This is a genomic window from Roseibium sp. LAB1, assembly GCF_054658235.1.
Genome location: NZ_BAAGIB010000010.1, coordinates 1 through 26,517, shown reverse-complemented (window position 1 = coordinate 26,517; position 26,517 = coordinate 1). Strand labels below are relative to the sequence as shown.

Here is a 26,517-nt window from a genome sequence, read left to right as displayed (position 1 = left end):
TTCATTTTGAGTTTTCTTTCTATGTTGCGCCCACCCCGGCGGGCGGTGTTCTCGGCCTGGCGCGAGAAGTGCTCACCTTCCAGCCTTAAATTCGCGCGAGGTCTGTTTTGCGTCCTGGGAGGCATAGCGACCGGCACAATCGGCTGGTCGGGCAACGTGCTTCTGCTGCCGGCCGGAATGCTGTTTCCGGCTTTCTGGGCTTATGCCCCGTCTCGATCCGTGGCGGCGCTGGTGGCAGCAGTGCACTTCTTGGGAGCGTCACGAGGCTTGCCGCAGGGCGCAAGCATATTCTTCGGATCCCAATACGCCATCGGCATAGGGCTTTGGTTCGCAGCGTCCCTCGTCTTTGTCGCCATCTATTCCACGCTGTGGTCGGCCCGATCCGGATGGCCGCGAATGCTGCGGTATCTGATCGCAAGTGTTCTGATGAGCTTGCCACCTTTCGGAATCATGGGGTGGGCCAGCCCGATCACTGCGGCCGGCGTGCTTTTTCCGGGGTGGAGCTGGTTCGGACTGGCAGCAACCGCGATCCTGATGCTCATGATGACCACAAGCTTTTGGCAGATCGCGGTTCCCGTCGTCACGGGGCTTGCGGCCTGGTCCGCGGCAGTCTGGACCGAGCCGAAGGTAGCCGAGGGCTGGACCGGCATCAACACGCGTTTCCTGAACAGTGGGGCTGGCGAGTACGCCGGGTATGAGCAGCAGCAGGAAACCATTGCCATGGTTCGCAAGGCGGCCGGGCAGGGGGTGAAAGTCGCGGTTCTGCCGGAGAGCGGTTTAGGGCTGTGGACTCCGACGACGGAACGGCTCTGGACGGATGCTTTGTCGGATCTGTCAGTGACGGTGATCGGGGGCGCTGCGGCCATTCAAAAGAGCGGCTATGACACGGTGATGGTGGAGATCTTAGGAAGCGGCGCGCGGATCCTCTATCGCGAACGCATGCCGGTCCCGGTCTCCATGTGGCAGCCCTGGAGGGTGCTCACAGAAGACGGCGGCGGAGCCAACGCCTACATCTTCGACAATCCAGTTATGCAGGTCGCGGGCTATCGCGCAGCGCCCTTGATCTGCTACGAGCAGTTGATTGTGTGGCCTGTCCTGCAATCCATGGCTATGAATGCCGATATCATCGTGGCAATCGCCAACGGATGGTGGACGGGGGACACTAACATTATCGCCATTCAGCGCGCCAGCGTCACAGCCTGGGCAAAGCTGTTCGACGTTCCGCTGGTGGTCGCATTCAACGAGTGAAGCCATGATAGAACAGTGTGCCGATCCTTCTCTGACCCCTGCCATCGTTGAAGAGTTCATCGCGGCTGCAGGATCAGAGGATCCGTTGAACGTGACCGTTCGGGCCGGATCGAAGACGTTTCTGGTGCCGAAAGCCAAATCACCCGAAGAGGCGATGAAGCTCGTTCAGGAGCACCTAGGCAAAGCCGTCGTGCGCGTCGGTCTCACGCAATATCCCGTTGGAATTGGCGCCACCGACAAGTCCCAGTTCACCGCGGATGTGTTCGACACTTGCAACAACATCAAAATCGGTACCGCGCTGTTCGCCCGCGTCTATCGGGTCGTGACGAAATGGTATGGCACGCCCGTTCAAGAGGCGTTCGAAGATGCCATTGAAGCGTACCAGACTGGGTATTTCGACGGCGAGTATGTGTTGACAGTGAAAGACCCAGGAGAGAGCGTTGAGCTGGCAACCCCGGAGGCGGACACGTCGATGGAGGACGCGTCGGCGCCAGACACCGAAAACGCAGGTCAAAATTCAAAGAATGAGCTGCGGCAACAGCTCTGGGCGCAGGATCCAAACAAGGCGGACATTGGCGTCGATCTGTCCGGAATAGGGGACTTCAACAGAGAATGACCATCTCAGCAGTTCGACAGGATTCTATCCGACAGCAAAGCGGCCGTTCGCTGCAAACTGACTGAGCGCCCAGGAAGGGCGGGGAATGGTTGTTCGCTGCGCCACTGTTGGATGTCCGATCCGCAGGCTCTGAGTTGCCACAATTGTGGCAACATTCTCACTCAATAGCGCAATTATCCTGAGATCGGTCACCAGTTTAAATGATCTATGAATACTAGCTTTTTTGGGATCACCCCGCGCAGCACGACAGCTTCGTCACGTCTATGTCGAAAGTCTGCGCGGCAAGCTTGAGGCCCTCAACAGTGGTGAGGTAGGGAAAGATCGTCTCGCCGAGAGCCTTTGTCGTCATGCCGAACTTCAACGCCAGGACGAGCGTCTGGACACTGTCGGCTCCCTCCGGTGCTAGGATCACGCCGCCCAGCAGGCGGTCGGTCACCCGGTTCGCGACCAACTTGATCAGCCCTCGCGTGTCGCGGGCGGCGAGCGCGCGGGGCACGTTGTCGAGGGTCAGCACGCTGGTCTTGACGTCATGGCCCGCCGCGCGCGCCTGCGCCTCGGTCAGACCGACGCCCGCGACCTGGGGATCGGTGAATGCCACCCAGGGCATGGCCGAATTATCGTAGTACTCCGCCCCGCCCAGCACGGCGTTGCGGGAAGCGAGCTTGGCACCGTAGGCGGCCATGTAGACGAACTGATCGCGATCGGTGACGTCACCGGCGGCGAAGATTCCGGGCTCCGTGGTCTGCATGTCATCGCCAACCCGGATCGCACCGCGTTGGTCGGTCTCGACGCCAACTTCAGACAAGCCCAGCTCCTCGGTGTTGGGTACGCGTCCCGTCGTCAGGACAAGGCGGTCGGCCGTCAGATCGCGGACTGCGCCGTCCACCGTGACGGTCAGGACTGCACGGTCCCCGTCGCGCCGCGCGGCGTGATAGGTCGCGCCATCGAGGATCGTGAGGCCCTCGGCCCGCAGGGTCGCCGTGAGCGCTTCGGACACCTCCGGCTCGGTGCGCGGCAACAAGCGCGAACGACAGATGATCGTCACGTGGGTGCCCATCCGCGCCATCATCTGCGCCAGCTCCACGCCGATATAGCCGCCGCCGAGGAAGATCAGGCTCTCGGGCGGCTGTTCCAGTTCGAGAAGCGACGTGCTGTCTAGCGCCGGGGCGTCCTGGATTCCACGGATGTCGGGCACGGCGGGTCGGCCGCCGGTGGCAACGATCACCTTGGGAGCCGTGATCCTGCGCCCGCCGACATCGACCCCGCCGGGGACGAGCCGCGCCGGGCCCTCGTCGATATAGGTTACGCCATCGTAGCTCGGCAGCAGATCGGCGTACTTCTTCTGGCGCAACGTCGCGACCAGATCGTCCTTGGCCGCGACGAGCGCGGCCCAGTCAGATACCTGCGCCTCGCCGCGCAGGCCCGGCAACCGGGACGCCGCCCGCGCGCCGTGCACTGCCTCGGCCGCTCGGATCATCGTCTTGGAGGGCACGCAGCCCACGTTCACGCAGGTGCCGCCGATGGTGCCATGCCCGATTAGCGCAACGCGTTTGCCACCCTCGGCGGCGGTGATCGCGGCCGAGAACCCGGCCGATCCGGCGCCGATCACGGCAAGGTCGAAATCGCCTTTGGGCGCGCAACAGTCGTCTTTCATCAAGTCATCCATCCGTCCGAGTGGTCTGGCGCCGCTGCCGCCGCCAGACGGCATAGACGGTGATCGCGGCGAAGAAGGCGAACGCGGGCAGCAGCACATAGTCGAGCCAGCCAAGCCAGGCCGACAGGCCCACGGCGCCGAAAAGCACGACGAGCACCGGCGTGAAGCAGCAGAGCGCCGCGATGACGGTGCCGGTGATCCCTGTCGCGATCAGCTTGCGGTCAGTCTTCTCGGTCATCCCGTCAGCCCGACACACGCGCCGGGTAGCCTGCATTGGCCGACGCGGTCGCTATGGCGTCGGCACTGGTCGCGGCGGTGTCGAAGACGACCGTGGCGGTCCGCGCCTCGAAGTCGATCTCGACGGCGCGGACCCCCTCGACACTTTCCATCGCGCGCTTCACGGTGACCGGACAAAGAGCGCAAGTCATATTATCGACTGCGAAAGTCACGGTCTGCTCGGCGGCGACGGTCTGCGCGGTGGCAGGAATGGCGGTGATCGGTGCGACGGCTGTCAGGCCGAAAAGGGCAAGGGCAAGGGCAAGGATCTTCTTCATGAGGGTGTCCTTTCGGGGTCAGTAGAGAAGCGGCGCCCACCAGTCGATGGTGAGCGCGGCAACAACGAGGATCAGGGATGCCCAGAGCGCGGTCTTGGTGATGCGCGCCGAGGATGGGCGCGCGCAATACGAACCCGGCTCGCAAACGGTCGGCTTGCGGAAATACACCTGCCGGAAGCCGGCCCCGATGAAGCCGAGCGCGATCACGGCGAAGATCGGCTTGTAAGGCTCCAGCGCCGTCAGGTTGCCGATCCACGCGCCGGAGATGCCGACGGTCAGCAGCACCAGCGGCCCGACACAGCAGGCCGAAGCGAGAAAGGCGCCCAGCACTCCTCCTGCCGCGAGCCATGACTTTCGGGCCGGGCGATCCCCGCCCGGGCTATCTGTTTTGTCGTTTGTCAGCGCCATGTCGCGCACCTCTCGCCTGTATTAGACGAGAGGTGTAGGGTCTGTAGCAACTACAGGCTCAAGAGGAAACTTGCCCATGACCGATCACGAGCGCGAGAGCGGCTTCACACGCGGCGACCTGGCCCGGGCGACCGGCTGCAACATCGAGACGATCCGCTACTACGAGAAGACCGGACTGTTGCCCGACCCACCCCGGACCGACGCTGGCTACCGCATCTATTCCACCGCACACGCCACGCGCCTGCGCTTCATCCTGCGCGCCCGCGAACTCGGGTTCTCGATGGAGGACATTCGCGGGCTGATGGGGCTAGAAGACGGCGCCGCGCCGACCTGCGCCGAGGTCAAGGAGCGGACAGAGCGTCACCTTGCCGATATCCGCACGAGGATCGCGGATCTCAGGCGGATCGAAGCCGTCCTCGCTGCAACCGCATCCAGGTGTTCGGGCGCCAAGGTCCCGGATTGTCCGGTGCTCGACGCAATTACGCACCCATGAAAAAACACCGCAACCATAAATAGCTCTTAAGCGGCCATTCATTATATTGGCGGTCGAGCGGCAGCTCCGGGCCGGAAACGCCACCGCAACCTGAGCTGATGAATGTCAGCTAAGCCCAATCGGAGCAAAGAAGCCGGCAGTCTCTTTGCGGCCCATTCCAGTCTATCCTTTATAATGTTGATTTTATCTATTTTAGCTAATATAGTGAATTTTTCAAAGCCGATTGGAGTTCGCCATGCGTTCGTTCAGCTCAACAGAACTTGCCAACAAGACCGGAGACGTCCTCGCGGCGGCCGCCCAGGAGCCTGTCGCCATTCAACGGCACGGGAAATCCCGGTTTGTCGTGCTGACGACAGAAGAGTTTGAACGCATTCAGCAGAAGAAGGATACCAGAAAAGCCGTTCACGTGACTGATCTGTCCGATGCAGATGCCGGTGATCTGCTCTCGGCGCTGGAAGACAGTATCGAGAATGACTGATCGACAGGACACACCTAGCCTGGGCGATGTCTGGGAATATCCGTACCTGTGGAGTTGGCAAGCCGGCCGCGGCGAAACCGAAGGCCGGAAAGCAAGGCCATGTGCTTTGGTGCTCATCAATCGACGACAAGAGAACCAAACCGAAGTTATCCTGGTCCCAGTCACTACCAAAGAGCCGGCTACAGGCACTCATTTCATCGAAGTTCCGCAGATCGAGAAAAAGCGGGCTGGGCTCGACGAGCAACTCAAACTTTGGGTGATCTGCGACGAGTTCAACTCCGATTTTCCAGAACAGTCTTATTATTTCGAACCGGGTGGCAGGATAGGCGCATTCAGCATCAAGTTCACCAAGCAAGTTCAGGTGCAGCTGGTGAAAGCTATCAAGGCTCGCAAGGCGGAGCGTATTGTCCGCAGATAGCTATTATCTTTTATAAATCAACTCTTTATCAAAAAACGCGTAATAGTAATTATGGAACTATTCCCCATTGGGGCACTACTTCATTAAAACGCATCCCGTAATTTTTCAATGCCGCCTAGTCTGTCGCGCCGTCTTGCTACGGCTTCAATCAATAGCTGCTCCAGCGCTGCATTGTGCTCGGCCACTTGCGCCGAAGAGTTTTCAGCATGCTCGCGAAGAGAGGATTCCTGACGATCAATTTCACCTTTGATAGCGTCGGCGTCGTTTCTCCCTTCGATTCCGATCACTACTTGACCGTTCCGAATGACACCATGCGGAGAATTGGACCATCTGTTTGGTCGAAAGCGAAACAGATCGCTTTCGCCGGTAAATCTGAAGGCTTTCGTTGCCCGGACACCATCGATCTCGACGACACCATCAAACATGTCATGCACGCGAACGCGCGCTTCTTCGACATTTCTGCTGGGATTATCGAAATCGATAACTAGTGGATCGATTTTCGCCTCCCGCAGCAGCGCTTCTGCGATCTCCACATCTGATCTCTCCAAATCAGAAGAAGTTACATTTTTGCTTACGTACGGTTCAATAGCCGCTACTTGCTGTCGAAGATACTCTCCAAGGTCGCCTTGGCGAAAAAGTGGCTCACCAATTAACATTCAGTTCTCCCGTCGATAGTGTTTTTCCGAACTCCCTCGCGCGGCAAAAGTGCCTATCGCGTGAATATGGCTGTACGGCTTTAAATATAGGCCATAAGTAAGCAAATCATAGCGGTTGCAGAAGCTGTAGACTTCGAAGAGATGGGGTTCTCCATTGGCATCGTAAAAAATGCTTTCTCCAGAACCGATAGGACCTGATTTTCGCCTCGTTGCGTGCTGACATACCGCGGCATAGGCGATCTCAGGCGTCAGAGCTGGGAACTGTTTGATCAATCCTTGAGAACGTGGAAAATACGCGACGCTTCCTTCCTTCACCTTCTTACAGATGTCGGCGTAGTAGGGGTGCTTGCTGATCAAGCCGAAAGTCGGATGTGACGGATCCCGCTCACAGATCATTTGCCAAAGTGTGGTGGTTAAAGTGTTGCCGAAGCGATTCTTCAGGTCCGACACCGTCTTCCAGTTGAAGTCGTAATCTCTTGCTTCCTGCTGAAAGCGGTCACCCAAGAAAATTAGGCGTCTGGCACCATAGTTCGCTTCGGCCTCCATCATCTGGTGACAAACAGGGCTAAGTGTACTTTCATTGTCGCCAAGCAGCAGCTCTCGATGCCAATCGAGCAGGTCGTGAGCGATTTCATGCGCGATGACAAAACGCCGTTTTAGTTGCTTGACTTCATCCTTGTCGATGAAGATGCGTCGGTTGCCATCGGCATGCATAAGCATTCCACGGATGCCGTATCGCTCGACCACTTCTCGCATCGATTTAACTGCGGAGACGACGGCTTTTCCCGCAAGGACCGTGCGGTGAGCTATCTCGTCCAGCAGACCCAGGTCGGATTTACTGTAGTAGGTCAGGTCAAGTTTCTGTTGTGCTCGGACCTCTTCAAGACGTAGCGGAGGCTGCGGGTTCCCCATGTCCCGCAGCAACCGTGCTATTCGATCATTGATGTCCTGGACTTCATATTGTCCGATTTGAGGTTCGAGCACAGGCAATGGTCATTTTCCTTTGTCCAGTGTTGATAGGAACTTCACGAAAGCATTCAGTTCCTGCCTTTCGTTTCGCGAAAGAGCCGTTAAATCGTCCGAACTGGCGGCAAAGCGCAAAGCCGCGTCTTCGATATTGTCGTTACGGATGATGGCATCGGCAGTCAGGCTTTGGACCGCTGTCGCCGGCACCTTCAGATACTCGGCCAGCTTATGAAGTGTGCGTGGACGAGGAGAGTATCCCGGATCTTCTTCAATCGATCTGAGCTCTGCCGCATCAACGCGAATTCTGTCGGCAAACTGCTCGATCGATAGTTTGTCGCGACGGCGAACTTGATAGACAAGCACGTTCAGCACAGCAGTTTTCTGCTCGGGCGCCACTTCCCGCATTGGCTGAACAGGAACCTTCTCCTCTTCAACGAAACGCTTAAGAGGAGTCGCGTCACGTAGTGGAAAGCCCGCTTCGCAATCAACGTCCGGATCAGTTTCAATATGCCTGCGCAACCAGTCAGATGTGAAATGCAGTTTCATGGTCAGCTCCTCTTGGTTAGTGTGGCAAGGAAAAGAAGGTTGCCGCCCGGCTGCGTGGAAGTTCAAAGTATCTCAGTCCTTCATGCACTCCTTCTTTATCTATTCCGAAATCGGTCATCCCGATCGCGTCCCGGTAAAATACTTCAGCTCCCGGAAGCGAATGGAGTCCGATTCTGCCTTCGAATTCTTCTTCCAGGCTCAGGCTGACGGCCGTGCCTATCATCGCCCTGCCGGGCCCCTTGTAAGTCGGTGTAGCTACGAGCTTTGGCCGGTTCCAGGGGGCGGTCGCAACCAACTCGACATAAACCAGCGGCGCGCGTTCATGTTCGTGGTGGCGACTGAAACAATCTTCACCGCCCTTGCAAGTGATCATTATAGCCTGCGTGCCGCCGCCGCATTCGATGACGAACACGTCGTAGAGCAGTGGATTATTGAGGGCTCCGAAAGCTTTTTTGGCCCATTCCCAATGGTAGTCCTCGGCGTTCACATCGGCCATCGTCATGCCTGCAGCTTCGGCATCCCTTCGTCGCGTTTCGAACATGGGCCGCCACCGGCCTTCCACATGCGCGATATTATCGGCGCTGATGCCGTGAAAGATTTCCGCTTCCTCGAATTTTCCCGTCGTTCGATTCAGCAAGAACGTTTTGTCGAGCAATGTCTTCATAGGACCATTAGCTCAGCTTTCTCGGCCTTGTCGGCGCTCTCGATGAACACCTTGTCGCCGCGCGCCAGCCGGTCATCTACTGACTTATAAAGCCGTAGCGCCTGGCGCACGAGAGCCATCTTTGACAGGCCTTTTTGCTCGCACATTCCTTCCAAAGCGTTCATCTCCGCTTCGGTCAGATTGAGCGTCATTGTGCGTTTTGTCATTTTTCTCCCCTTTTTGCGAATCTTGAAATAGTGAAAAAGCGTGCAATTGTCAAGGAAAATATAATTGGAAAATAGCTAAAAATTAGCTTGAAATTATATGCTGACTTCATATATCGGTGGTGTAAGTCAACCAAAAGGAGGCAATTATGCCTGATATGAGCGAATACAAATTCGAGTTGGACGGCGAGCAATATGCGACCAATGATGCAATTTTGACGGGTCGCGATATTCGGGCGCATGCCGGCCTTAATCCCGCGAGCGACTACCAATTGATCCAAATCAGAGAAGCAACCTCGCGGTCAGTCGGTCTGGAAGAAAAAATCGACCTTGAGGACAAAGCTCGTCCGGTGTTCCGCTCGTTCAGGGGGGATCGGGTTTTTTCGTTTACGATCAACGAGCGGGGATTCGAATGGGGCGCCCCTGAAATCTCCGCCAACGATATCCGGCTCTATGCCAACGTTCCCGATGATCACGAACTTGTCCTCGACAGCAGCGGTGATCGTTCGATTGAAGATGACGGATTTGTCCGCCTGAATCCTAAAGGTGTAGAGCGTATTTTGTCGCGACAGCCTCACCAGATCTGCATCGTGGTCAACACACGTGAGATCCTGGTTGACCCGGGCAAATTGACTTTCTGGGAGGTAGTGAAGCTCGCCTTTCCCAATGCGCAGCAGGACGCGAATACCGCTTATACCGTAAGCTTTCGTAAAGGTCATGGCGGAGCACCCGAAGGTACGCTGATTGATGGCGAGGCCGTCAAACTGAGAAAAAGGATGATCTTCAATGTCTCTGAGACCGACAAATCTTAGGTCAGATGTCGCGCGCCTGCTTGACGATGGCTACGAAGTATCGATCGAGTATGGTCACCTCGTAATGCGTGGCGTTCCTTATGTGAACGCATCGCGTCAGGTTAAACGCGGCATCCTCGTGTCCACCCTACCCGGTTCAATTACTGAACAGGCTGCTCCCGATACGCATCAGGTCTGGTTTTCCGGGGAGTTTCCTTGCGATGCCAAGGGCCGTCTACTGACCGCTATTGGTAACGCTTCGCAGCGGCACGTCATCGGCGGTGATCTCACTGTGGATCATCATTTTTCGAGCAAGCCTAAAACCGGGCAGTACAGAGATCATTTTGAGAAAATGACGACTTACGCCACCATTCTCGAAAGCCCTGCGGCGGCGATTGAGCTCGGTGCAACGGCGCGAACGGGTCGCGTAATCGCTTCATATGATGACTCGCCCTTCCAGTATTTTGACAATGCCTCGGGTCGAGCGAGCATTACGGCGATCACCAACAAGCTACGTATGAAATCGGTGGCGATCATCGGGCTGGGCGGAACGGGATCATATGTTCTGGATTTTGTTGCCAAGACGCCGGTTGAGGAAATTCATCTGATCGACGGTGATGTATTCGAGCAGCACAATGCCTTCCGAGCTCCGGGCGCCTCGTCGTTTGGGCAACTGCAACAAAGGCTTAAAAAAGTCGACCACTACGCGCAGATCTATTCCAGACTGCATCGCGGGATCGTTCCTCATCCTTGTTATGTCGACGAGGAAAGTCTCGAGCTGCTCGAGGGGCATGATATGGTGTTCGTTTGCATCGATGCCAATGAAGTGAAGCTTCAAATTATTGAGTTCCTTGAGTCTGCTCAGACCCCCTTCATCGATGTGGGTATGGGGATAGATGAAGTTGATGGCGGCCTGACCGGGCAATTGAGGACCACTGTCAGCACGCCTAGCAAGCGTCACCACGTGCATGATCGACGCCGGATACCGCTCATGCCGGGTCAAGGTGACAATGTCTATTCCCGCAACATTCAGGTCTGTGAATTGAATGCGATGAATGCCTGTCTGGCAGTGGTTCGCTGGAAGAAGATGTTCGGATTCTATCGAGACACAGAGCGGGAGCACTTTAGTATCTACACAATCGACGGAAACCACGTTCTAAACGAGGACAGGGCATGACGGGGGTTTTCGAGCTTGAGCACCAATTCGTCAAAAGTGTGCCCCGTTCAATGGAAGCAGGAGTTTTGTATGTGTCTCTTGAGTACGCGACGATGCTTCACCTTTGCGCGTGCGGCTGCGGCCGCGAAGTCGTAACTCCCTTGAGTCCGAAGGATTGGAAACTGACATTTGATGGCGTTTCCATCAGTGTTCATCCGTCGATTGGGAATTGGGCCTTCCCCTGTCGCTCTCATTACATCATCGACCACGGAAAGATTAGATGGGCAGGGAACTGGAGCAATGAGCAAATTCAGCGCAACCGGGAGCGAGATCTGATCAGTAAGCGCGGTTCAGCAGCTGTGAATCGGCTTTCGACGCACCGGGATCATCCCGCGGAAAAAGGGGAAGGTTCAACGACTCTGTCTCGATTTGCGGGCTGGATAAAGTCTTGGTTCAACTAATTGCCGCTAATTCGTTTGTCGATTAGCATTCGCGGATTGGCTGGAGTTCTATGACCGTACCTGCGTCGACGACAGTTGGCGTGTAGGAGCCTTTCCGCGGATCAATATGATGTTGATCGATCAACTCCACGTGTTCCGAGGAGATAGTGCGAAATGGTAGCGCCCCTGCCTTCTCCAGAGCCATTCGTACGCGAGGAATAAATTGCTCCGCTACCCAGCCATATGAAAACGCGAACGTATAAACCGGCTGTTCCATGTCCTCGACTTCAATATAAGCGAACCACTTTTTTTGGTTGGGCCTCAAGAAGTTCTCGAATCGTAGTGATCGCACGGCCGTTACAGGGTAGGTCCTTCCGCCAGGAAACGAGACCGTCGCATCCTTGTAACAAACTCTCAGACCGGCTTGTTGAAATGCTTCGTGATTCATTTCAACCGGCAACTCTAGGCGTTTGAACTTACTGTTCGAGCGCTTCCCGGCGAACATCGCGTATGCCAGAAACAGCACGGGAGACAACAAAATCCAAGTGAACCAATGTACCTCGAATAGCCAAGGTGCCACGGCCAGCACCGCAGCGTGAAGAAAATCTCCTATTGAATTTGCTATGCCCTCAGCCATTGAAACATCTCTTCCTTGGTTCAATTGCCTTCCTGTATTCCAGCATAGTCAGCCATACGATCCCGGAAAGATGATGTCCTGATCGACCAGAATATTGAAATTGTATCCCGGCCGGATCTGAAGTGTCGGCTGGACATCGAGGTTCTTGTTGATAGTCCGCTCCACCACCCGGCCGAACACTTCCGCGAAGTTGCGTCGGGCGGCATCTGAGGCCGTGTCCTGGGTGGAAAGCGTAGAGCTCTCCGGAACAGCCATATCAATTCCAGTTCCGATAATTGCGAGAAGCGCTGCGGACCCAAAGGTGCGTAGGTAATGGTTGTTCACCTTATCCTTGAAACCGCCATAACCTTCGCCGTCAACGCCCCCCATGGAGCCGATGTGCAAGGTAGCTCCATTTGGGAAGATGATATCTGTCCAGACGACGAGCACGCGCTTCTGACCGAACGACACATCGGAATCATAGCGGCCGAACAGTTTGGTTCCTTGAGGGATCAAAAGCAGATGGCCGGTCGCGCTATCATAGACGTTCTGTCTGACCTGTCCGGTGATCCGGCCGGGAAGGTCCGAATTAATGCCGGTGATGAGCGTTGCCGGGATCACCGAGCCGCGTTTCAATTCATAGGGTGATTGCTGCGGAACAACGCGGTTCGCGAGATATCCGGCTTCCGAGATGTCCTGATTGAAGAAATCCTGTTTGCCGAATTGTCCGTTTGGATCCGCATTAGCAGACCCGCCTTGAGCCGCCTGCAGGGCTGCCGATAGAAGATCCGGAGAAGACGGGCTGCGCGTAAAGGCCCCGTTTCCTGTCTGATTGCCCTGGATGGTCTGCGATCCTTGCCCCTGCCCCTCCAGGTCATCGATATTCACGACGATTGGACTGTCATAAGCCGCGTCAATTGATTGCAGCCGCTTCATCCGTTGCCGCTGCAATTCCTGCATTTCCTGCTCTTCGTTGCGGCGTTTCATCCTTTCGCGCCAATCTATCTCCGTTTCCTGCGGTTCGATCACCGCGGCCGGTGAGACGGGCTGCTGCTGAAACGGATTGCTATACGGCTTCTGCGCTTGCACGATTTCCGGTTTGGCAACTTCAACTGGTTCCGGCCGAACCGGCGTGATCGGTTGCCCTGGGGGATCGATCACGCCGTTGCTGATGCCGGCCTTGAGTTGGTCCGCAAAACCGCTTGCCGGCGTGCCACCTCCATCCTCGACAATACTGCCGCCCGACGTGATGCCGCGGTTCGCGAGGCCATAGATGATCACAACACCGAAAACGACAACGAGCCCGATGAATAGAAATATCGGCAGCCGGTTTAAGCGACGAATCTTGGGAGCTTCATCGTCGGCGCGAATGTCGTCACCCGCCAGATGCACATTGGAATCCGAATTGCTCATATAGGGTGGCCCTTACGCTGTGCGCGTCAGCACGGAAACAGGGCTTGTCGGAGACGCGCCGGCCGCCGTTGCCTGATAGGTCCGTGCCAACTCGACGGTTGGCGTGGTGAGGCGAACGAAGATCTGCCCGGCATCGGAATCGACCGTGTAAGCCAAGGGAATGATCGTGTCGCCCGATGGCTGTTGGTCGGCCTCAGCGACCGCGTAACCCCATCCGCGTAGTGAACTTTCGAGGGCAAGGCCGAACTGGGAGTTGTCAGCCTTGAGGAAGATGGTCCCCGTTCCAGCTCCGACATGTTCAGAGAGTTTCGCAACCATGTCGCCGGCGACGATGCTTGCGGCTGAAGGCGACAGATTGGCAGCGTCAACGCTTGTTGTCGGGTTGAACCAGCCACTTTGCGTCATGCAGCCGGCCATGGGTGTTACCAGCGCCGAAATGCCGATGGCTTTCAGAATTGAGCGGCGAGTGTGCAACATGATCAGCCTCCCCTATTGATGCGAACTTTTTGTTGGCTGTAACCAACGCCCGACACGAGCACCGCCTGGTCGATCGTGTAATCCACGATCATGAGGCTGCCCTTCAGGCGATAGTTGACGATCTGGTTCTGTCCCCCGGAGGTGATGTAAAGAACCGGCGCATCCCCGGACGCCATTCCCGAGGGAAACTGGATGTAAGTCTTGGTGCCGTCCGAATAGACACGTGTCGGCCGCCAGCGGGCTTGCCCGTGAACGTGATATTTGAAGTCCAGGTTTTCGGCAGGGACGCCGGCGCCTGGGATGATGCTGGCTTCAAGCTGGCGATTGGCCGCTTCGAATTTCGCCTGGATGTCTTCAGGGTAATCGAAGCCCACCCGGGCCATGTAACGGTGACTGTCACTTTGAAGCTTGATCTGATAGGTGCGCCTCGATGTCGTCACCACCATGGATGTGACGAGCCCAGGTTCAGTCGGCTTGATGATCAGGTGAACTGAGTTTCCCCCCGGTCCCCCGGATGTTGCCGGATCCACCTTCCAGCGCACCGTATCCCCGACCATGACGTTGCGAACAGCTTCCCCAGGCTGCAGCTCCACGTCGCAGACCTGCAGGGGAGCGCAAACCACCGTTGGCTGCACTTGGCCATAGAGATAGATGACTTTTCCGTCCGGACCTTTGGTGATGACGCCGCGGCCGTTGCGCCAGTCGCTTGAAAGCCCGAGGGCGCGCAGCTCCTTTGCCGTGTAGTCGGCAGCCAACGCTTGAACAGGTAGGGCGGTGACAGCGGCCGCGGCCGCGAACATGCACACGCCCGCGTGCAGTCGGATTTTCTGGAACATAACTCTCACTCTCTGAGCGTGTGATTTGCTTACAATTGCGCGGTCCAATCGAAGTCCTTCAGGTAAAGACCGATTGGATTAAGCCTGATGATAGCTTCATCCTGTGGTGGCGATAGAGTCACGGCTGCAACTCCGCGCCAGCGCTTCGTCTGAAGCTCTTTGCCCTTCCTGTCCCGTTCGATCTCCGTCCAATCGATCTGGTAAGATTGATTGGAGAGCGGGACGATACTCGTCACCTCGACGGACACGGTTCGAGACTGTGCCCGGTCAAAAGGAGAGTTCGTTCGGTAGAAATTGTTGACCTTTTGGGTCGCAACGTCCGTCTGCCGCAGCATCGCGTAAACCCGGTCGATGTATCCCTTGGCAACCACCGTATCCGGGGTGACCGAGCGGAAATTGGTGATCCAGGCTCCGAGCATGGAGCGGACAACGCGCTCGTCGGCATATTCGATCTGAGCGGGGAAGCCACCGATAGCGGGTGTGCCTAGCTTGTCCACCTCGACGATATAGGGAACGAGTTTGACTTGCGTGCTCTGGTAGAGCGCGAAACTAAAGCCGATTGTCGCCATTACCAGCGAGATAAGGCCGACGCCCTGCCAGACGCGAGCGGTACGGACGTACGATCCGTAGCGCTCGTTCCATTCCATCCGAGCGGCAAGATAGGGATTGTCGATTGGAGTTTGTTTTGCCATCTAGTTGCCTATTGCTCAGGAGGATTTGGGCGAAGACCCGCCGCCAGTTGGTTTGTTCGGAAGGGATTGCTTCAGCTTGTGATTGGCGAGACCAAGCGTTGAGGAGCCGTGAGCGCTCGGCGCTCCGGTCAACTTGTCCGCGGCCGCAGAGGCTAGGGCTTTTCCACCTGTGCCAAATGCAGCCGCAACACTGCGGGCTGGCGAGTGCCCGGCATCGGACGCTGCTCTCCCAGCTTGATAAGAACCTGACGCCAATCCGGCCGCGCCGATCCCGGCTCCAGCAATTCCCCCCGCCACGCTGGCGGTTTGCCGGAACGCGGCGCCAGCGTAGTAGGATGTCCCTTGTCCCGATCTAATGACTTCCATACCGCTGCCGGCGGACACGCCTTGAACCACGCCCTGGACGATGTTCGGAACGAAGATTGAAAGCGCGAACATCGCCAACGCAATAGCTGCCAGCATGCCGGGACCAGATGCGGTTGTCGTCATGGTCGGATCCGCCGCCAGGTTCGTCAAAAGACTTGAACCGGTCTTGGCGATGATGCTGAGGGCCATCAATTTCATGCCGATGCTGAAGGCGTAGATCAGGTAGCGAACGGCAAAGTCTTTAGTGTAGGACGAGCCGCCCAAACCGAGCATGATCATGCCGGCGATAAGCCCGATGTACATTTCCACGATGACAGAGAGCAAAACTGCCGCAAACAACGCCATGCAAAGGAGAACGATGAGGCCGGAGCCGGCAAGCATCAATGCTTGAGCAATGGCAGTCCAATCCAGATTTTGAATCTGCTCGTTCAGGATGCCGTTGACCTGCAGACCTGTATCGAAGAGGTCAGCAGGGGAGAGTTTACCCGAGACACTTCCGCTTCCGATCCCCCAAAGGCTATCAACGATGTCCTTTGCTAGCTGTGGGCCTTGGGTCAGTACGAATGCGAAAAAGCCGATAAAAATGATCCGTTTGACCAATTCTGTCGCCCAGACCTCCAGAGAGGCAGCGTTCACGCCAAGCCAGACAGCCGCCAAGCCGATCTCGATCGTGGCTAGCAGCCAGAAAAGAGATGTTGCTCCGCTTATGAGCGTGGACTCCCAGCTCTTTGCGGCGTTTGCCAAACTGTTTTGAACAGTATCCAGCGCCCCGCCGCTCTGGGCAAATCCAGTCGAGGCAAATATGCTTGCGAACACCATTCCCAAAACGAGTGTTCCCAAAAGCGGTCCGAACTTTCCCCTGGCCATAGTCACAGCCCCCTACCTACCTACCACTGAGGTTTGAAATCCTGCCCGCTGCCCGGTTCAATATCGGGCGCCTTGAAGAATTCTTTGGCGGCCTTCTGGGAAGCTTCACGCTTTGCTTTTGCTTCGTCCGCCAACTCAACTTGGCGTCTCAGCAGTTCAGTAACTTCGGGATCGGTTTTCGTGACGATCACGTATGTTGCGCCCGCACCGGCAACAGCCGCGAGAAGCGCGATCAACACAACGATAGGAAGTTTGAATGTCATATGTTTACCACTGAGGTTTGAAGTCTTGCCCGTTCCCAGAAGAGACGTTCGGGTTTTTGAAGAACTGATCTGAAGCTGCTTTGGTGTGATCGCGTGCCGTCTGTTCGGACTGGTACCAAGTGCCCATCATCGTCATTTGTTGAGAGACAAGGCCGCGAAGTTTCTGCATCTGCTCAACCTGCTGGGCTGCAATCTCATGACCCACCTGCAGGGCCTGCTTTTGCCCCTCCGCGGATTGGGAATGCTGCCGGAGCTGGCGCATGGTGTCCTCTTCGGTCGCGAACTGGTCCGAGGTGTAGCCGGCCGCTTTCAAGGTCGAAGAAATCGTGTCCCGGTTGGTGTCGGACCAGCCTTGGTACATCGTCGAAAACGACTGCCCTTCCGGCAGGCCGTTCTTCGCGAAGTCGGCGTAGCTCTGGAACCGCTGCTTCAGCGTGTCGTCGAGGTTGCCCATTGAGAACGCCATGGCCTGACCCTTTTGAACCAGGCTCTGCAGTTGGCCGAGGTTCTGTTCAACCTCACCCCAAACCTGCATCGGCAGGGAGAGCGTGTTCTGCAGCATGTTCTCGTAGATGGAGATCTGGTTTTCGATCATCTGGATCTGATTGCCGATTTGCTGCACCTGATTGGCGATCTGCTCGGCGTTCTGACCGCCGAGGGCAATAAGCTCACTGTTGTTGAGAATCTGGGTGAACTCGGTTGCACCGGTGACCGCGCCACCAGCCTGGACCGGTCCTGCAATTCCGATCACAATAAGAACGCTGGCGAGCGATCTAGCCAAGAAGCTGTTCGGCATTGGCAATTCCTCTTTGCTTGAGCCACTCAGTGGGCCATTTGTCGCCGTAGTGGAGGTGAAGGTCTTCGATCCGTTTGAGGTCGTCCTTGGCGGACGCCCCGACGAAGGACAGCGTGATCGGGCCGAGCGCCATGTCGAAGAGCCGGCGCCCATCCGGAGACGTGACGTAGTACTCGCGCTTCGGGATCGCGGAGGCGATGATTTCAATTTGCTGTTCGTTGAGGCCGAGCTTTTCGTAAAACTCGCGCGTTCCGGAAACCCGAGCCTCGCCATTGGGCAAGCAAACCTTTGTCGGGCAGCTTTCCTTCAGAACGTCGATGATTCCGGAGCGGTCGGCATCCGAGATCGATTGCGTTGCCAGGACCACCGCGCAATTGGCCTTGCGGAGAACTTTCAGCCACTCCCGGATCTTGTCGCGGAACACCGGATGGCCGAGCATCAGCCAGGCCTCGTCCAGGATGAGCAGGCTTGGTTCACCGGTCAGGCGTTTTTCGATCCGGCGGAAGAGATAGAGCAGGACCGGGATCAGGTTCCGGTCGCCCATGTTCATCAGCTCCTCAATCTCGAAGGTCTGGAACTTGGAGAGCGCCAGGCCGTCCTCTTCGGCATCGAGGAGCGAACCCATGGGACCGTCCACCGTGTAATATTGCAGCGCGTCCTTGATCTCCCGGTTCTGGACGCCCGACACGAAGTCGGTCAGCGACCGGCGCTGCGACTTTGACATCAAGTCGATCTGCGTCGTGATCGCGTTGCGGTGCTCCGGCAAGACCTTCACGCCCTGCATTTCGATCAGGGTTTCCAGCCACTCGGCAGCAAACGCCTTGTCGGTGTCGTCCTCAAGCGATGAGAGCGGCGCAAAGGCCAGTGTGTCCGATTTGCCGACGTCATAATGATCCGCGCCGACCGCAAGCGTCAGCGGGTACATCGACTTGCCCTTGTCGAAGACAAACACTTGCGCGTTCTCATAGCGCCGGAACTGAGCTGCGATCAGCGCCAGAAGCGTCGATTTACCCGAACCGGTCGGCCCGAAGATCAGCGTGTGCCCCAGATCACCGACATGGAGATTGAACCGGAACGGCGAGGAACCTGACGCCACCTGCATGAGGGGCGGCGATCCAACGGGGTAAAAGGGGCATGGCGCTTCCGGAGAGCCGGCCCAGACTGAGTTGAGTGGAGCGAGGTCCGCGAGATTGCGCGTGCTCACCAGAGGCTCGCGAACGTTCGCATAGGAAACACCCGGCAGGCTTCCCAGGAACGCTTCGGTGGTGTTCAGGGTTTCTATGCGGCCGCCAAACCCTTCGTTCTGCACGAGCCTGCGCACCGCCTCGCATTTCTCCTGAAGCCGCGCCTGGTTCGTGTCGAAGAGCACGATGACCGGCGTGTAGTGGCCGAAGGCGACGAGCTGCGAGTTCGCCTCGGCAATCGCGTCCTCGGTTTCCCCGACCATCACCATGGCGTCCTGATCGAGCGATCCGGAATTGGTCTTGAAGAGCTGGTCCATCAGCGGCCGCACCTTCTGCAGCCACTTCTTGCGTGTCTTTTCCAGGACCGCGCGCGCCTCGATCGGATCCAGGAATATGAACCGGCTCGACCAGCGATAGGTGATCGGCATCAGATCGAGAGCATTGAGGATTCCAGGCCAGCTTTCGGCCGGGAACCCGTCGATCGCCACGACGCCGACATAGCGGCCGTCGATAATGGGGTTAAGACCGTGATGGAATTCCGCCGTCACCAGATAGTCGAGATACATGGCAATGTCGGGCAAGCGGATCGGATGGTTTTCTCCGATCAGCGCGAAGCGGGCAAACTGCAGCAGATCATCGTAGCGGCCGCGCCTCTCCCCTGCCCTCCCCGCTTCTCTTTCCGGCACTTCGTGGGTTTCCATGCGCCGGATCGACACGACGTTCGAAATATACTGTTCGAATTCGCGGATCGTCGTCTTGAAGTGCTCAAGCGTCCGGGAGGCAAATGACGTGTTGCGGCTGGCTTCGTCCGAATAGATGTATTTGACCAGCTTGGACTTGTTTTTCTCCGGCGGCCGGTAGGTCAATATGAGGGCATGCTGGCTTTCGAAATGCCCCTCCCCTGCTTCGAAACGCTGCCGGCGCTCGTCATCGATCAGCGCCGTGATCGGGTCCGGGAAATGCGAGCTTTCCTTGTCCGGATATCCAGTTGAGGGAATGCGCACGGCTTCCATCTGGATCATCCAGCCGTTGCCGAGGCGGGCAAGAACCGAATTGATCTGCCTGGAGACTTCGTTCCGCTCAAATGCGGTAGAGCTTTCGCTGTCCGGCCCGGCAAAATACCAGCCGGCCATCAAGCCCCCGTCCTTCAGGAGCACGATGCCGTTGTCGATCAGTGCGGCATAAGGCAGAAGATCGGCAAAGGATGGCGCAACGTGCCGGAATTTTTTGAGAGCAACCATGTTCAGTATTTCCGCCAGGGCGTGGATGTCGGCCGGTAGTAAGCGCGGTACTTGACGTGCCGCAGATAGACAGCTCTCATCCGAGGGTCCGCCTTTGCCATCATCCGCAGCACGCCAACCACCACGATCCAGATCGCTACGCCGAGCACGGCGGCATAGGGTTTCAGGATCACGAAAATCAGAATGACCGAGGCAAGACCGGTCACGAGCACCAGCTCCCGGTCTGCCCCGAACAACAGTGTCGGGCGTGAAAGAGCGCGGTGGATCCGCGCTCTGTTGAGGCCCGGCGCGTCAGCCATGAGCCGGTTCCACGGTTGCCGCTTCCACTTCGGGAGCGATGCCGATGGAGGCACCGGAAGACCCGAACAGGCCGACGATGGTGGAGGCGCCGAGCAGGATCCCGAGGACGAGAACCACGTAAGCCATGCGGCGGGCGAAGTCGTTGAGCTCGCCGCCAAAGATCAACATGCCGCCGGCGATCGCGACCGCGATCAGGCCAACAGCGCCGGCGACAGGACCGTTGATGGATGCCTGGATTTGCTGAAGCGGGCCTTCCCAGGGAAGCGAACCACCACCAGAGGCAAAGGCTGGTTCGATGAAGAAAAGTCCGGCCCCGGCCAGGCCTAGAAAAATCACAAAATTACGCGACATGAAGGGTCCCTTGCCTTTCGTTGGAAATATCAGTTTGGAACTTGGGTAGGACGGCTGAGTGGACGTCATAGGAGCCGTCCCGGAACCCGGAGACGGTCACGATGTCCCGAACGATGCGACCCTTTTCCGGGGAGCGCTCGATTGAGACGATCAGGTCAACAGCTTCCGCAATCACTTGGCTCATGGGCTGCTGAGACACTTCCGCAATGAGCTGTTCGAGCCGCGTCAGTGCGGTATAGGCATTGTCGGAGTGAACCGTGGCGATGCCGCCGGGATGGCCGGTATTCCATGCCTTGAGCAGCGTCAGCGCCGCGCCGTCGCGCACTTCGCCGACAATGATCCTGTCGGGACGCAAGCGCATGGTCGATTTCAGGAGCCGCTGCATATCGACGGTGTCGGACGTGTGCAAGATTACGGCGTTCCTGGCTGCGCACTGGATTTCCGCTGTGTCCTCCAGAATGACGAGGCGATGATCCGGAGCGACCGAGACCATTTCGCCGATGATCGCGTTCGTCAGGGTCGTTTTGCCGGTGCCCGTGCCGCCCGAGACAAGAATGTTCCTGCGGCCGGCAACCGCATCACGGATCACGGCGGCCTGGCCGTCCGTCATCACGCCGTCCTCGACGTACCTGGAAAGCGGAATGAGCAGCGATGCCTTCTTGCGGATCGTGAAGGAGGGCTTGGAAACGACGGGCGGCAACAGGCCCTCGAAACGATGGCCCCCAATCGGCAACTCTCCGGAAATGATCGGCCTGTCAGAAGTGATTTCCGTACCGAGGGCGTGAGCGACCTTGCCCATGATGATCTGGGCGTCATGGGGCGTCATCTCGCCGGAAGGCTCCATGCCCTTGCCGACCCGCTCGACGAACAGTTGCCCATCCGGATTGAGCATGATCTCAACCACGTCCTGCTCCGACAGCGCCGACATGATCGCTTTCCCAAGCGAATCCTCTAGCCCGGCGATCAGCCTGCGACGGCTTTCACCACCTTTAACGGCCACCATGACCACCCCTTGATTTGTCTAAGCGGGCTGAGTTTTAACCGCTCGATAACACTCTATAAAGCGATATGTAACGGTATCGATATTCTTTTACGCGTGTTCATGCCCTGGGTGCAACAATTCCGTGTCGGGTTGTATTCACTTTTGGCTCTGCCGCAAGCCTTTTAAGGACCCTTCGGTGAGGAATTGACGCCTGTCCTAGTGCATGTGTCTCGAAGTGGAGGTTACAAGGATGAAAAATCCGCACTAGTCACTGATAGTACTACCAAAAATGTGCAACGGGAGTTTTAAAAGTGTGCAGCGGGAGGTCCAAAAATGTGGAGCTGCACGTTCAAAATTGTGCAGCGGCAGACACGCTTGATGGACGTTCTTCAAACTTGATCGGAGGCGATTGGAAGACTAGCTTGAGCGAGATTCAATGAATCAATCAATACCGAAAAAAATGGTGTTAAAAGGAAAATTGAGGCAGCCCTAAAAAGAAAAAAGCTCCCGTAGCCGAAGCGACGGAAGCCCTATTCTCAAAGTCCTCGAGCGCCAACTCGACGATCATTTCCCAAACATGATCTGAGAATAGGGATCTCCAGACAATCAGTCAACGCAAAACGCCTCTTCGGCGCACGGGAAAGCCATGTCTAAAAAAGGATATTCCCTATGCCGAAGCCACGACCGTCCGGGCTGCGAAAGATCACGCCTGCCATAAACGATGCCATGTCGCTTGCCGACGAATGGGGCACTCAGACCGCCGTCGATAAGAGACGCGCCGTCACCGCATTCAACCGCGTTACCCATCTCCTGCGGCTCAATTCCCAGGCGATCGAACTCATGAACAAACTCCTCAGTTTCAGCCAGGAGCAGGACTGGACCGGGTTTAGCCGGCCAATCGTCTGGCCCGACAACTCACGCCTTGTCTGCGAATGTTCCTTCGAGCTGTCCGCTCTGCGCCGCAACTTTCGTAAGCTTGCCGAGGCAGGACTGATCAGCTTCAAAGACAGTCCCAAAGGGCAGCGCTTCGGAAAGCGCGATCAGAACGGCAAGATCGTGCTGGCGTCGTCCTTCGGTATCGACCTCTCCCCTCTCGGTCTGAGAACCCCCGAACTGGAGGATCTGTTCGAGCGGGACAAACAACGGGCCGTTCAGCATCGCGAGCTGAGCCGCAAGTTCACGATTTCCCGCAGGCTCATTGCCAGCATCATCGAAACCGCATCCGAACATCACATTGCCGGTCCCTGGGACAGATGCACCCGCGATCTTCAGGCGATCGTTCAACGACGGCGGCCGAGTGCTCCGCTCCACGAGCTGGCCGAGCTGTGTGACGCCCTGGAAACTCTGTTGGAGCGCGTCAAAACCGCTTATGCCGCCGCGAGCGAGACGTTTTCCCACGGGGACAGCGATGTTGATAACGCTGAAGAAGAGCCCTCCAGGGTATCAGAAATGACACCCATGGGTCCCACTAGCGGCACCTTCATACAGAGTACAATCCAGAAAACAGATTCTTCTTTGTACACGAAACGGCGTTCGGCTTCCGCCGAACAACAATTCCCTTCTGACATCGGCTTCGCCGATGAAAGTGGCTCTGAGAAAGAGCCTTTGCGGCGCCCGGATCCAAAACAACCGGAAAAGCTTGCAGCAAAACCCGTGGATCCAAAAACTTTGCTTTTGCTTTGCCCACAATTTAAGGAATGGGTAGTTTCAGACAAAGTGCCGACTTGGACGGACATAATAAACACGGTCGAAACTGTGATGAGAGGACACCTGTTGATCGCGGATTCCACCTGGAGCGCAGCAACCCTGGCGCTCGGCCGGGAACAAGCCGCGGTCGCCGTCGCCCTCATTTTCGAAAAGCATGAAGCCGGACTGATCCAGTCTCCGGGCGCATATCTGAACGGCATCATCACGAAGGCGAAGAACGGGCAGCTTGCCCTATCCAAGTCGCTCTTCCACTGGAACAAGGCCAAGGACGGCAATCGGCCGGAAGGGCCGGCCGCATGGAATTAATGTAGATGCGACTTTCAAGCCATTCAGACTTGGCCGTCAGGCTCTTTCTCTATCTCGACGCTCAGGAGGACAAAGCGCGCCGGGTTTTGACGCCCGAACTCTGTCAGGTCCTCGACACCAAACGGTCAACGGTGAATGAGACAACATCGAGCTTGGCGAAGGCCGGACTGCTCGACACGCGCAGCGGAAAATACGGAGGCATCCTCCTCTCCCGACCGATCAGCGATATTCTCGTCTCGGAAGTGATTTCGATCTGCGAACAGCGAAGTGGCTGGCAGTTCGCGCAGTGCGACAATCCTGCAGGGTGCGATTGTTACATGAAAGGCCATTGCGCGGTGCAGCCCATGTACCAGCAAGCGCTCCACGAGTTTATTCGCATTTTTGACAAGTTCTGTCTGGCTGACCTGCAAACTGACGTGAACGTAAAAGTCGCCCGTAGAGCCGCCGAAAAATACATTAGTAGCAACGGATTGGTCAGCGGTGACCTTGAGCGGTACAGCAAGCGGCGCAAAGAAAGTCGGTCGCTCACCGATGCGTCATAGTATTATCGATATTGGGCGGCGGAATCCTGCGCAACCTTACGTAAAGGATAGCAGCTAGATCTCTCCTAAGGCATTCAAATGGTTGACCATTTAGTCAAATCATTATCATCACACAAATTGATCTACTGAAGACTTGTTTGCGGGTGAATGAGCTGTCATATGGCATGCATGACCCGTAAAAAGTGTATTGCCTCCCATCTTTTCCTCCTAAACGTGCTGCTGGTCCCCGCCGGCGCGCATGCGGATTCTATTGAAGGCAAAGTCAGCGTTATCGACGGATCCAGTTTCCAGATCGTGGAAAGTGGTCTGACCGTGAAACTTTTTGGCGTTTCTGCGTGCGCCATAAATCAGCGAGCCCACTATCAAGGAATTTCGTGGCCTTGCGGCGCTGTGGCCGCGGGGTGGCTGACGGAAAACACGCTCGGCTACACCATTCGTTGCCTCAAAGAAGGGGCTGGCGGATACGCGACCGTTCTTGGTCGCTGCTTCCTGCCGGACGGGTCCGATGTCGCAAAAAAAGCACTAGCGGAAGGTATGGCGATCGCCGCCAGGGAAAAAGGCATTCTGATCGTCCCCGAATACGAGTCTTTCGAAAAGATCGCCCGCTCAAAATTTCTCGGAATCTGGTCGTCCACGTTCAAACTCGACGGCCAGACCTATCGAAAGTCATTTACCCAATGAGTAAGGAGGCGGAGCGGTGCAGCCACGCCAAATTCCGCAATTAAATTAGGTTTCACGCCGTAATGAACCAAGAAAACAAATTGCCCGCCGGCCCCCTTCTGTTTTTGGTCGCCTATTCCAAATTGCTAAACTGCGCAAATAAAGGCGATACATCATCCAAAGCCCTAAAATGCTATGGTCTGTTGAATGCCATAGCCTGGTTCCAGGCGAGCGGAGAAAGTGTCTCTGCCCCCAGACTTGCCGAATATTTCGGGGTAACGCCGACTGGAGTGCGGCACCTACTTGACTATTTGAAACGCCTCGAACTGGTCGAGGTTGTCGAACACCGGGAACACTTTAAGAAATGGCATGAGCTTTTAGTTCCTCAGCCCATGGTCGATTTCCTAAAGGAAGCGCAGCGCGTGATCGGGGATCCGGAAGGCGCCCGCGTCGAAGGTTCCAATATCGGCCTGCTGATCCATCACATATCCTGCCAGATACGCGAAAGCCGGCGAGCAAGCGAGACGCCGACCTGTGCGCTCCAAACAATCGGCTTTTTTATCTTCCTCGCCCGGCTGAACGCTCAATTCGGCCCCGTTACACGGACCAAACTGGCGAAATGCCTGAACATGCATCCCAACAGCTTCAAGGGCAAACTCGACTATCTCCAGCACCTGGGTCTCATCACGGTCCGGGCCGTGAGAGCCGATAACCATCCCGGCAGAGAAGAGCATATCAGCGCCGGTGAAGCCATTGTTGCCGAGTTCCGCCATTGGGATCAGCGGCTCCAGCAAGACACGGAACTCAGAGACTGTTGTGAGGACAAAGAAACGTTCCGGCGCACGAAGCGCGGTGCAGCCTGACATGCGAAGCTTGGGGTCTGAATAGCAACGGAACAGAAAACCTGCATAAGGGACTTCGCAGCTCACCGTTCAGTGCCAGCGACCCAACTCCTTGATCGTTTTCCTGTGGCATTTGAGGTGATGTTTCATTAGCCGGATGTCGTGGAGATAATCTTGCTCCGGCCGGAATTCGTAATCCCGATCGATGTGGAAGGGGTTGCGGGTAAAGCACTCGAACAGATTGAGGTCACCCCAAGTGTCGATGACCTGCTCGAGGGTTTTCGCCATTTGATGCAACGGTGAACCATCCCTGTCGCTATCCCTCATCTTATGAAGGCGCGAGTGGATATGCTGTAGCATGTCGGTCCGCATATAACTGTTCAAGAGCATGAGCGAATGGGTCGGCGTTTTCGGAACAGCAAAGCCCATCTTGTCTTCTGGCGGCAGGTCCGTGGTGTTATCAGTGTCAGTCAAAATATTTCACTCGCACAGGATTCTGGTCCACGTCGCCTGCTTAAATGGCCTTGTCCGTCGTCGCAACAAACCCCGGTTAATGTGACCCCGCGAAGCTGAGCACCACGATTGCGAAATTGCGGCTTTCGTCAATGTCCTCAACAGGTAAAGAGAATTTGGGCGGCACCCTTTGGGCACGGCTCTAGTCGCTGCGCTCCCCGAGCCAGGCGCAAGCGCCCGTCTCGGCCATCGGTAACGATCCTCCCGCCTCCGGGCTTCGCCCTGCGCTCTCCGCTTGCCATCTCCAAATAGGCCGCCCTGCAGGCGGTCAT

The 26,517-nt window shown here is 56.8% G+C and carries 34 protein-coding genes; 12 read left to right on the top strand and 22 right to left on the bottom strand.

All coding sequences use genetic code 11. The features are described 5' to 3' along the window. The first annotated feature begins 21 nt into the window (after nt 1-21). Together ACYQ54_RS27840 and ACYQ54_RS27835 are read left to right on the top strand one after the other, a co-directional pair. Complete coding sequence (locus ACYQ54_RS27840) at nt 22-1,248, top strand: conjugal transfer protein TraB (protein WP_460088278.1); 1,227 nt, start codon at nt 22-24, stop codon at nt 1,246-1,248. Between the two features lie 4 nt (nt 1,249-1,252). Further along, a complete protein-coding gene (locus ACYQ54_RS27835; protein WP_460088277.1) occupies nt 1,253-1,864 on the top strand; it encodes a lysozyme family protein in 612 nt (203 codons plus the stop codon). A gap of 229 nt (nt 1,865-2,093) precedes the next feature. On the opposite strand, the gene merA is transcribed toward ACYQ54_RS27835, so the two are convergent. The 4 genes from merA to ACYQ54_RS27815 are packed head-to-tail and all read right to left on the bottom strand — an operon-like array spanning nt 2,094 to nt 4,480. Beyond that, on the bottom strand, nt 2,094-3,518 hold the full coding sequence (merA, locus tag ACYQ54_RS27830) for a mercury(II) reductase (protein ID WP_460088376.1): 1,425 nt from the start codon (nt 3,516-3,518) through the stop codon (nt 2,094-2,096). A 4-nt stretch (nt 3,519-3,522) separates the two neighbouring features. Next, nucleotides 3,523-3,756, bottom strand: a complete 234-nt coding sequence (gene merF, locus ACYQ54_RS27825) for a mercury resistance system transport protein MerF (RefSeq protein ID WP_460088276.1) — start codon at nt 3,754-3,756, stop codon at nt 3,523-3,525. A 4-nt stretch (nt 3,757-3,760) separates the two neighbouring features. Further along, nucleotides 3,761-4,072 (bottom strand): heavy-metal-associated domain-containing protein, encoded by a 312-nt coding sequence (locus ACYQ54_RS27820; RefSeq protein ID WP_460088273.1) that lies wholly within the window; start codon nt 4,070-4,072, stop codon nt 3,761-3,763. An 18-nt stretch (nt 4,073-4,090) separates the two neighbouring features. Next, nucleotides 4,091-4,480: a mercuric transporter MerT family protein gene (locus ACYQ54_RS27815; protein WP_055661665.1), complete on the bottom strand. Its 390-nt coding sequence runs from the start codon at nt 4,478-4,480 to the stop codon at nt 4,091-4,093. A gap of 76 nt (nt 4,481-4,556) precedes the next feature. Here ACYQ54_RS27815 and ACYQ54_RS27810 point away from each other — a divergent pair, with 76 nt between their 5' ends. The 3 genes from ACYQ54_RS27810 to ACYQ54_RS27800 all read left to right on the top strand — a co-directional run bounded on the left by ACYQ54_RS27810 (nt 4,557) and on the right by ACYQ54_RS27800 (nt 5,869). Beyond that, nucleotides 4,557-4,973 (top strand): MerR family transcriptional regulator, encoded by a 417-nt coding sequence (locus ACYQ54_RS27810; RefSeq protein ID WP_460088270.1) that lies wholly within the window; start codon nt 4,557-4,559, stop codon nt 4,971-4,973. A 235-nt stretch (nt 4,974-5,208) separates the two neighbouring features. Continuing rightward, nucleotides 5,209-5,451 carry a type II toxin-antitoxin system prevent-host-death family antitoxin gene (locus ACYQ54_RS27805; RefSeq protein WP_460088269.1) on the top strand — a complete coding sequence of 81 codons (243 nt, stop codon included), beginning with the start codon at nt 5,209-5,211 and terminating at the stop codon, nt 5,449-5,451. Next, a complete protein-coding gene (locus ACYQ54_RS27800; RefSeq protein ID WP_460088266.1) occupies nt 5,444-5,869 on the top strand; it encodes a hypothetical protein in 426 nt (141 codons plus the stop codon). Before ACYQ54_RS27805 ends, ACYQ54_RS27800 begins: the two co-directional genes overlap by 8 nt. A gap of 83 nt (nt 5,870-5,952) precedes the next feature. On the opposite strand, the gene ACYQ54_RS27795 is transcribed toward ACYQ54_RS27800, so the two are convergent. The 5 genes from ACYQ54_RS27795 to ACYQ54_RS27775 are packed head-to-tail and all read right to left on the bottom strand — an operon-like array spanning nt 5,953 to nt 8,907. Further along, the gene (locus tag ACYQ54_RS27795) at nt 5,953-6,525 is read right to left on the bottom strand and encodes a hypothetical protein (RefSeq protein WP_460088265.1); all 573 of its coding nucleotides are present in this window, start codon (nt 6,523-6,525) and stop codon (nt 5,953-5,955) included. Then, on the bottom strand, nt 6,526-7,509 hold the full coding sequence (locus ACYQ54_RS27790; RefSeq protein ID WP_460088375.1) for an ImmA/IrrE family metallo-endopeptidase: 984 nt from the start codon (nt 7,507-7,509) through the stop codon (nt 6,526-6,528). A 9-nt stretch (nt 7,510-7,518) separates the two neighbouring features. Then, nucleotides 7,519-8,037 (bottom strand): helix-turn-helix domain-containing protein, encoded by a 519-nt coding sequence (locus tag ACYQ54_RS27785; RefSeq protein ID WP_460088263.1) that lies wholly within the window; start codon nt 8,035-8,037, stop codon nt 7,519-7,521. A 16-nt stretch (nt 8,038-8,053) separates the two neighbouring features. Next, entirely contained in the window at nt 8,054-8,701 is a 648-nt protein-coding gene (locus tag ACYQ54_RS27780; RefSeq protein ID WP_298987328.1) for a hypothetical protein, read from the bottom strand. Next, a complete protein-coding gene (locus tag ACYQ54_RS27775; RefSeq protein ID WP_298987331.1) occupies nt 8,698-8,907 on the bottom strand; it encodes a transcriptional regulator in 210 nt (69 codons plus the stop codon). The genes ACYQ54_RS27780 and ACYQ54_RS27775 overlap by 4 nt, the downstream gene beginning before the upstream one ends. Nucleotides 8,908-9,053: 146 nt before the next feature. On the opposite strand from ACYQ54_RS27775, the gene ACYQ54_RS27770 reads away from it, so the two are divergent. The 3 genes from ACYQ54_RS27770 to ACYQ54_RS27760 are packed head-to-tail and all read left to right on the top strand — an operon-like array spanning nt 9,054 to nt 11,312. After that, nucleotides 9,054-9,716: a multiubiquitin domain-containing protein gene (locus ACYQ54_RS27770; protein WP_460088261.1), complete on the top strand. Its 663-nt coding sequence runs from the start codon at nt 9,054-9,056 to the stop codon at nt 9,714-9,716. Further along, nucleotides 9,691-10,872, top strand: a complete 1,182-nt coding sequence (locus ACYQ54_RS27765) for a ThiF family adenylyltransferase (RefSeq protein ID WP_460088259.1) — start codon at nt 9,691-9,693, stop codon at nt 10,870-10,872. Before ACYQ54_RS27770 ends, ACYQ54_RS27765 begins: the two co-directional genes overlap by 26 nt. Further along, nucleotides 10,869-11,312 (top strand): DUF6527 family protein, encoded by a 444-nt coding sequence (locus tag ACYQ54_RS27760; protein WP_460088258.1) that lies wholly within the window; start codon nt 10,869-10,871, stop codon nt 11,310-11,312. Before ACYQ54_RS27765 ends, ACYQ54_RS27760 begins: the two co-directional genes overlap by 4 nt. Before the next feature lie 22 nt (nt 11,313-11,334). On the opposite strand, the gene ACYQ54_RS27755 is transcribed toward ACYQ54_RS27760, so the two are convergent. The 12 genes from ACYQ54_RS27755 to trbB are packed head-to-tail and all read right to left on the bottom strand — an operon-like array spanning nt 11,335 to nt 21,696. After that, entirely contained in the window at nt 11,335-11,928 is a 594-nt protein-coding gene (locus tag ACYQ54_RS27755) for a hypothetical protein (protein ID WP_460088256.1), read from the bottom strand. A 48-nt stretch (nt 11,929-11,976) separates the two neighbouring features. Beyond that, nucleotides 11,977-13,320, bottom strand: a complete 1,344-nt coding sequence (gene trbI / locus ACYQ54_RS27750; RefSeq protein WP_228933584.1) for an IncP-type conjugal transfer protein TrbI — start codon at nt 13,318-13,320, stop codon at nt 11,977-11,979. A gap of 12 nt (nt 13,321-13,332) precedes the next feature. Further along, a complete protein-coding gene (locus tag ACYQ54_RS27745) occupies nt 13,333-13,797 on the bottom strand; it encodes a conjugal transfer protein TrbH (protein WP_460088254.1) in 465 nt (154 codons plus the stop codon). 2 nt (nt 13,798-13,799) lie between these two features. After that, nucleotides 13,800-14,633, bottom strand: coding sequence for a P-type conjugative transfer protein TrbG (gene trbG, locus ACYQ54_RS27740; RefSeq protein ID WP_460088252.1), 834 nt, complete (start codon nt 14,631-14,633; stop codon nt 13,800-13,802). Nucleotides 14,634-14,662: 29 nt separating this feature from the next. Beyond that, the gene (gene trbF, locus ACYQ54_RS27735) at nt 14,663-15,325 is read right to left on the bottom strand and encodes a conjugal transfer protein TrbF (RefSeq protein ID WP_460088249.1); all 663 of its coding nucleotides are present in this window, start codon (nt 15,323-15,325) and stop codon (nt 14,663-14,665) included. Between the two features lie 15 nt (nt 15,326-15,340). Then, the gene (trbL, locus tag ACYQ54_RS27730; RefSeq protein WP_460088247.1) at nt 15,341-16,558 is read right to left on the bottom strand and encodes a P-type conjugative transfer protein TrbL; all 1,218 of its coding nucleotides are present in this window, start codon (nt 16,556-16,558) and stop codon (nt 15,341-15,343) included. A 20-nt stretch (nt 16,559-16,578) separates the two neighbouring features. After that, nucleotides 16,579-16,821: a hypothetical protein gene (locus ACYQ54_RS27725; protein ID WP_460088244.1), complete on the bottom strand. Its 243-nt coding sequence runs from the start codon at nt 16,819-16,821 to the stop codon at nt 16,579-16,581. Between the two features lie 4 nt (nt 16,822-16,825). Beyond that, nucleotides 16,826-17,617, bottom strand: a complete 792-nt coding sequence (gene trbJ, locus ACYQ54_RS27720; protein WP_460088241.1) for a P-type conjugative transfer protein TrbJ — start codon at nt 17,615-17,617, stop codon at nt 16,826-16,828. Continuing rightward, nucleotides 17,595-20,042 carry a conjugal transfer protein TrbE gene (locus ACYQ54_RS27715; RefSeq protein WP_460088238.1) on the bottom strand — a complete coding sequence of 816 codons (2,448 nt, stop codon included), beginning with the start codon at nt 20,040-20,042 and terminating at the stop codon, nt 17,595-17,597. The genes trbJ and ACYQ54_RS27715 overlap by 23 nt, the downstream gene beginning before the upstream one ends. A gap of 2 nt (nt 20,043-20,044) precedes the next feature. Continuing rightward, nucleotides 20,045-20,341, bottom strand: coding sequence for a conjugal transfer protein TrbD (locus tag ACYQ54_RS27710; RefSeq protein ID WP_228933519.1), 297 nt, complete (start codon nt 20,339-20,341; stop codon nt 20,045-20,047). Next, complete coding sequence (locus tag ACYQ54_RS27705) at nt 20,334-20,693, bottom strand: TrbC/VirB2 family protein (RefSeq protein ID WP_460088235.1); 360 nt, start codon at nt 20,691-20,693, stop codon at nt 20,334-20,336. The genes ACYQ54_RS27710 and ACYQ54_RS27705 overlap by 8 nt, the downstream gene beginning before the upstream one ends. Beyond that, nucleotides 20,683-21,696, bottom strand: a complete 1,014-nt coding sequence (trbB, locus tag ACYQ54_RS27700) for a P-type conjugative transfer ATPase TrbB (RefSeq protein ID WP_460088233.1) — start codon at nt 21,694-21,696, stop codon at nt 20,683-20,685. The genes ACYQ54_RS27705 and trbB overlap by 11 nt, the downstream gene beginning before the upstream one ends. Nucleotides 21,697-22,344: 648 nt before the next feature. Between trbB and repC the strand changes: the two genes are divergently transcribed. The 4 genes from repC (at nt 22,345) to ACYQ54_RS27680 (ending at nt 25,753) form a co-directional block, all read left to right on the top strand. After that, complete coding sequence (repC, locus tag ACYQ54_RS27695) at nt 22,345-23,688, top strand: plasmid replication protein RepC (RefSeq protein ID WP_460088230.1); 1,344 nt, start codon at nt 22,345-22,347, stop codon at nt 23,686-23,688. Nucleotides 23,689-23,693: 5 nt separating this feature from the next. Next, nucleotides 23,694-24,230, top strand: coding sequence for an RrF2 family transcriptional regulator (locus ACYQ54_RS27690; RefSeq protein WP_460088228.1), 537 nt, complete (start codon nt 23,694-23,696; stop codon nt 24,228-24,230). 168 nt (nt 24,231-24,398) lie between these two features. Then, complete coding sequence (locus ACYQ54_RS27685; protein ID WP_460088225.1) at nt 24,399-24,911, top strand: thermonuclease family protein; 513 nt, start codon at nt 24,399-24,401, stop codon at nt 24,909-24,911. A gap of 62 nt (nt 24,912-24,973) precedes the next feature. Then, nucleotides 24,974-25,753: a hypothetical protein gene (locus tag ACYQ54_RS27680; RefSeq protein WP_460088223.1), complete on the top strand. Its 780-nt coding sequence runs from the start codon at nt 24,974-24,976 to the stop codon at nt 25,751-25,753. Between the two features lie 69 nt (nt 25,754-25,822). Here ACYQ54_RS27680 and ACYQ54_RS27675 read toward each other — a convergent pair whose 3' ends face one another. Beyond that, complete coding sequence (locus tag ACYQ54_RS27675) at nt 25,823-26,206, bottom strand: hypothetical protein (RefSeq protein ID WP_460088220.1); 384 nt, start codon at nt 26,204-26,206, stop codon at nt 25,823-25,825. Nucleotides 26,207-26,517: the final 311 nt, after the last annotated feature.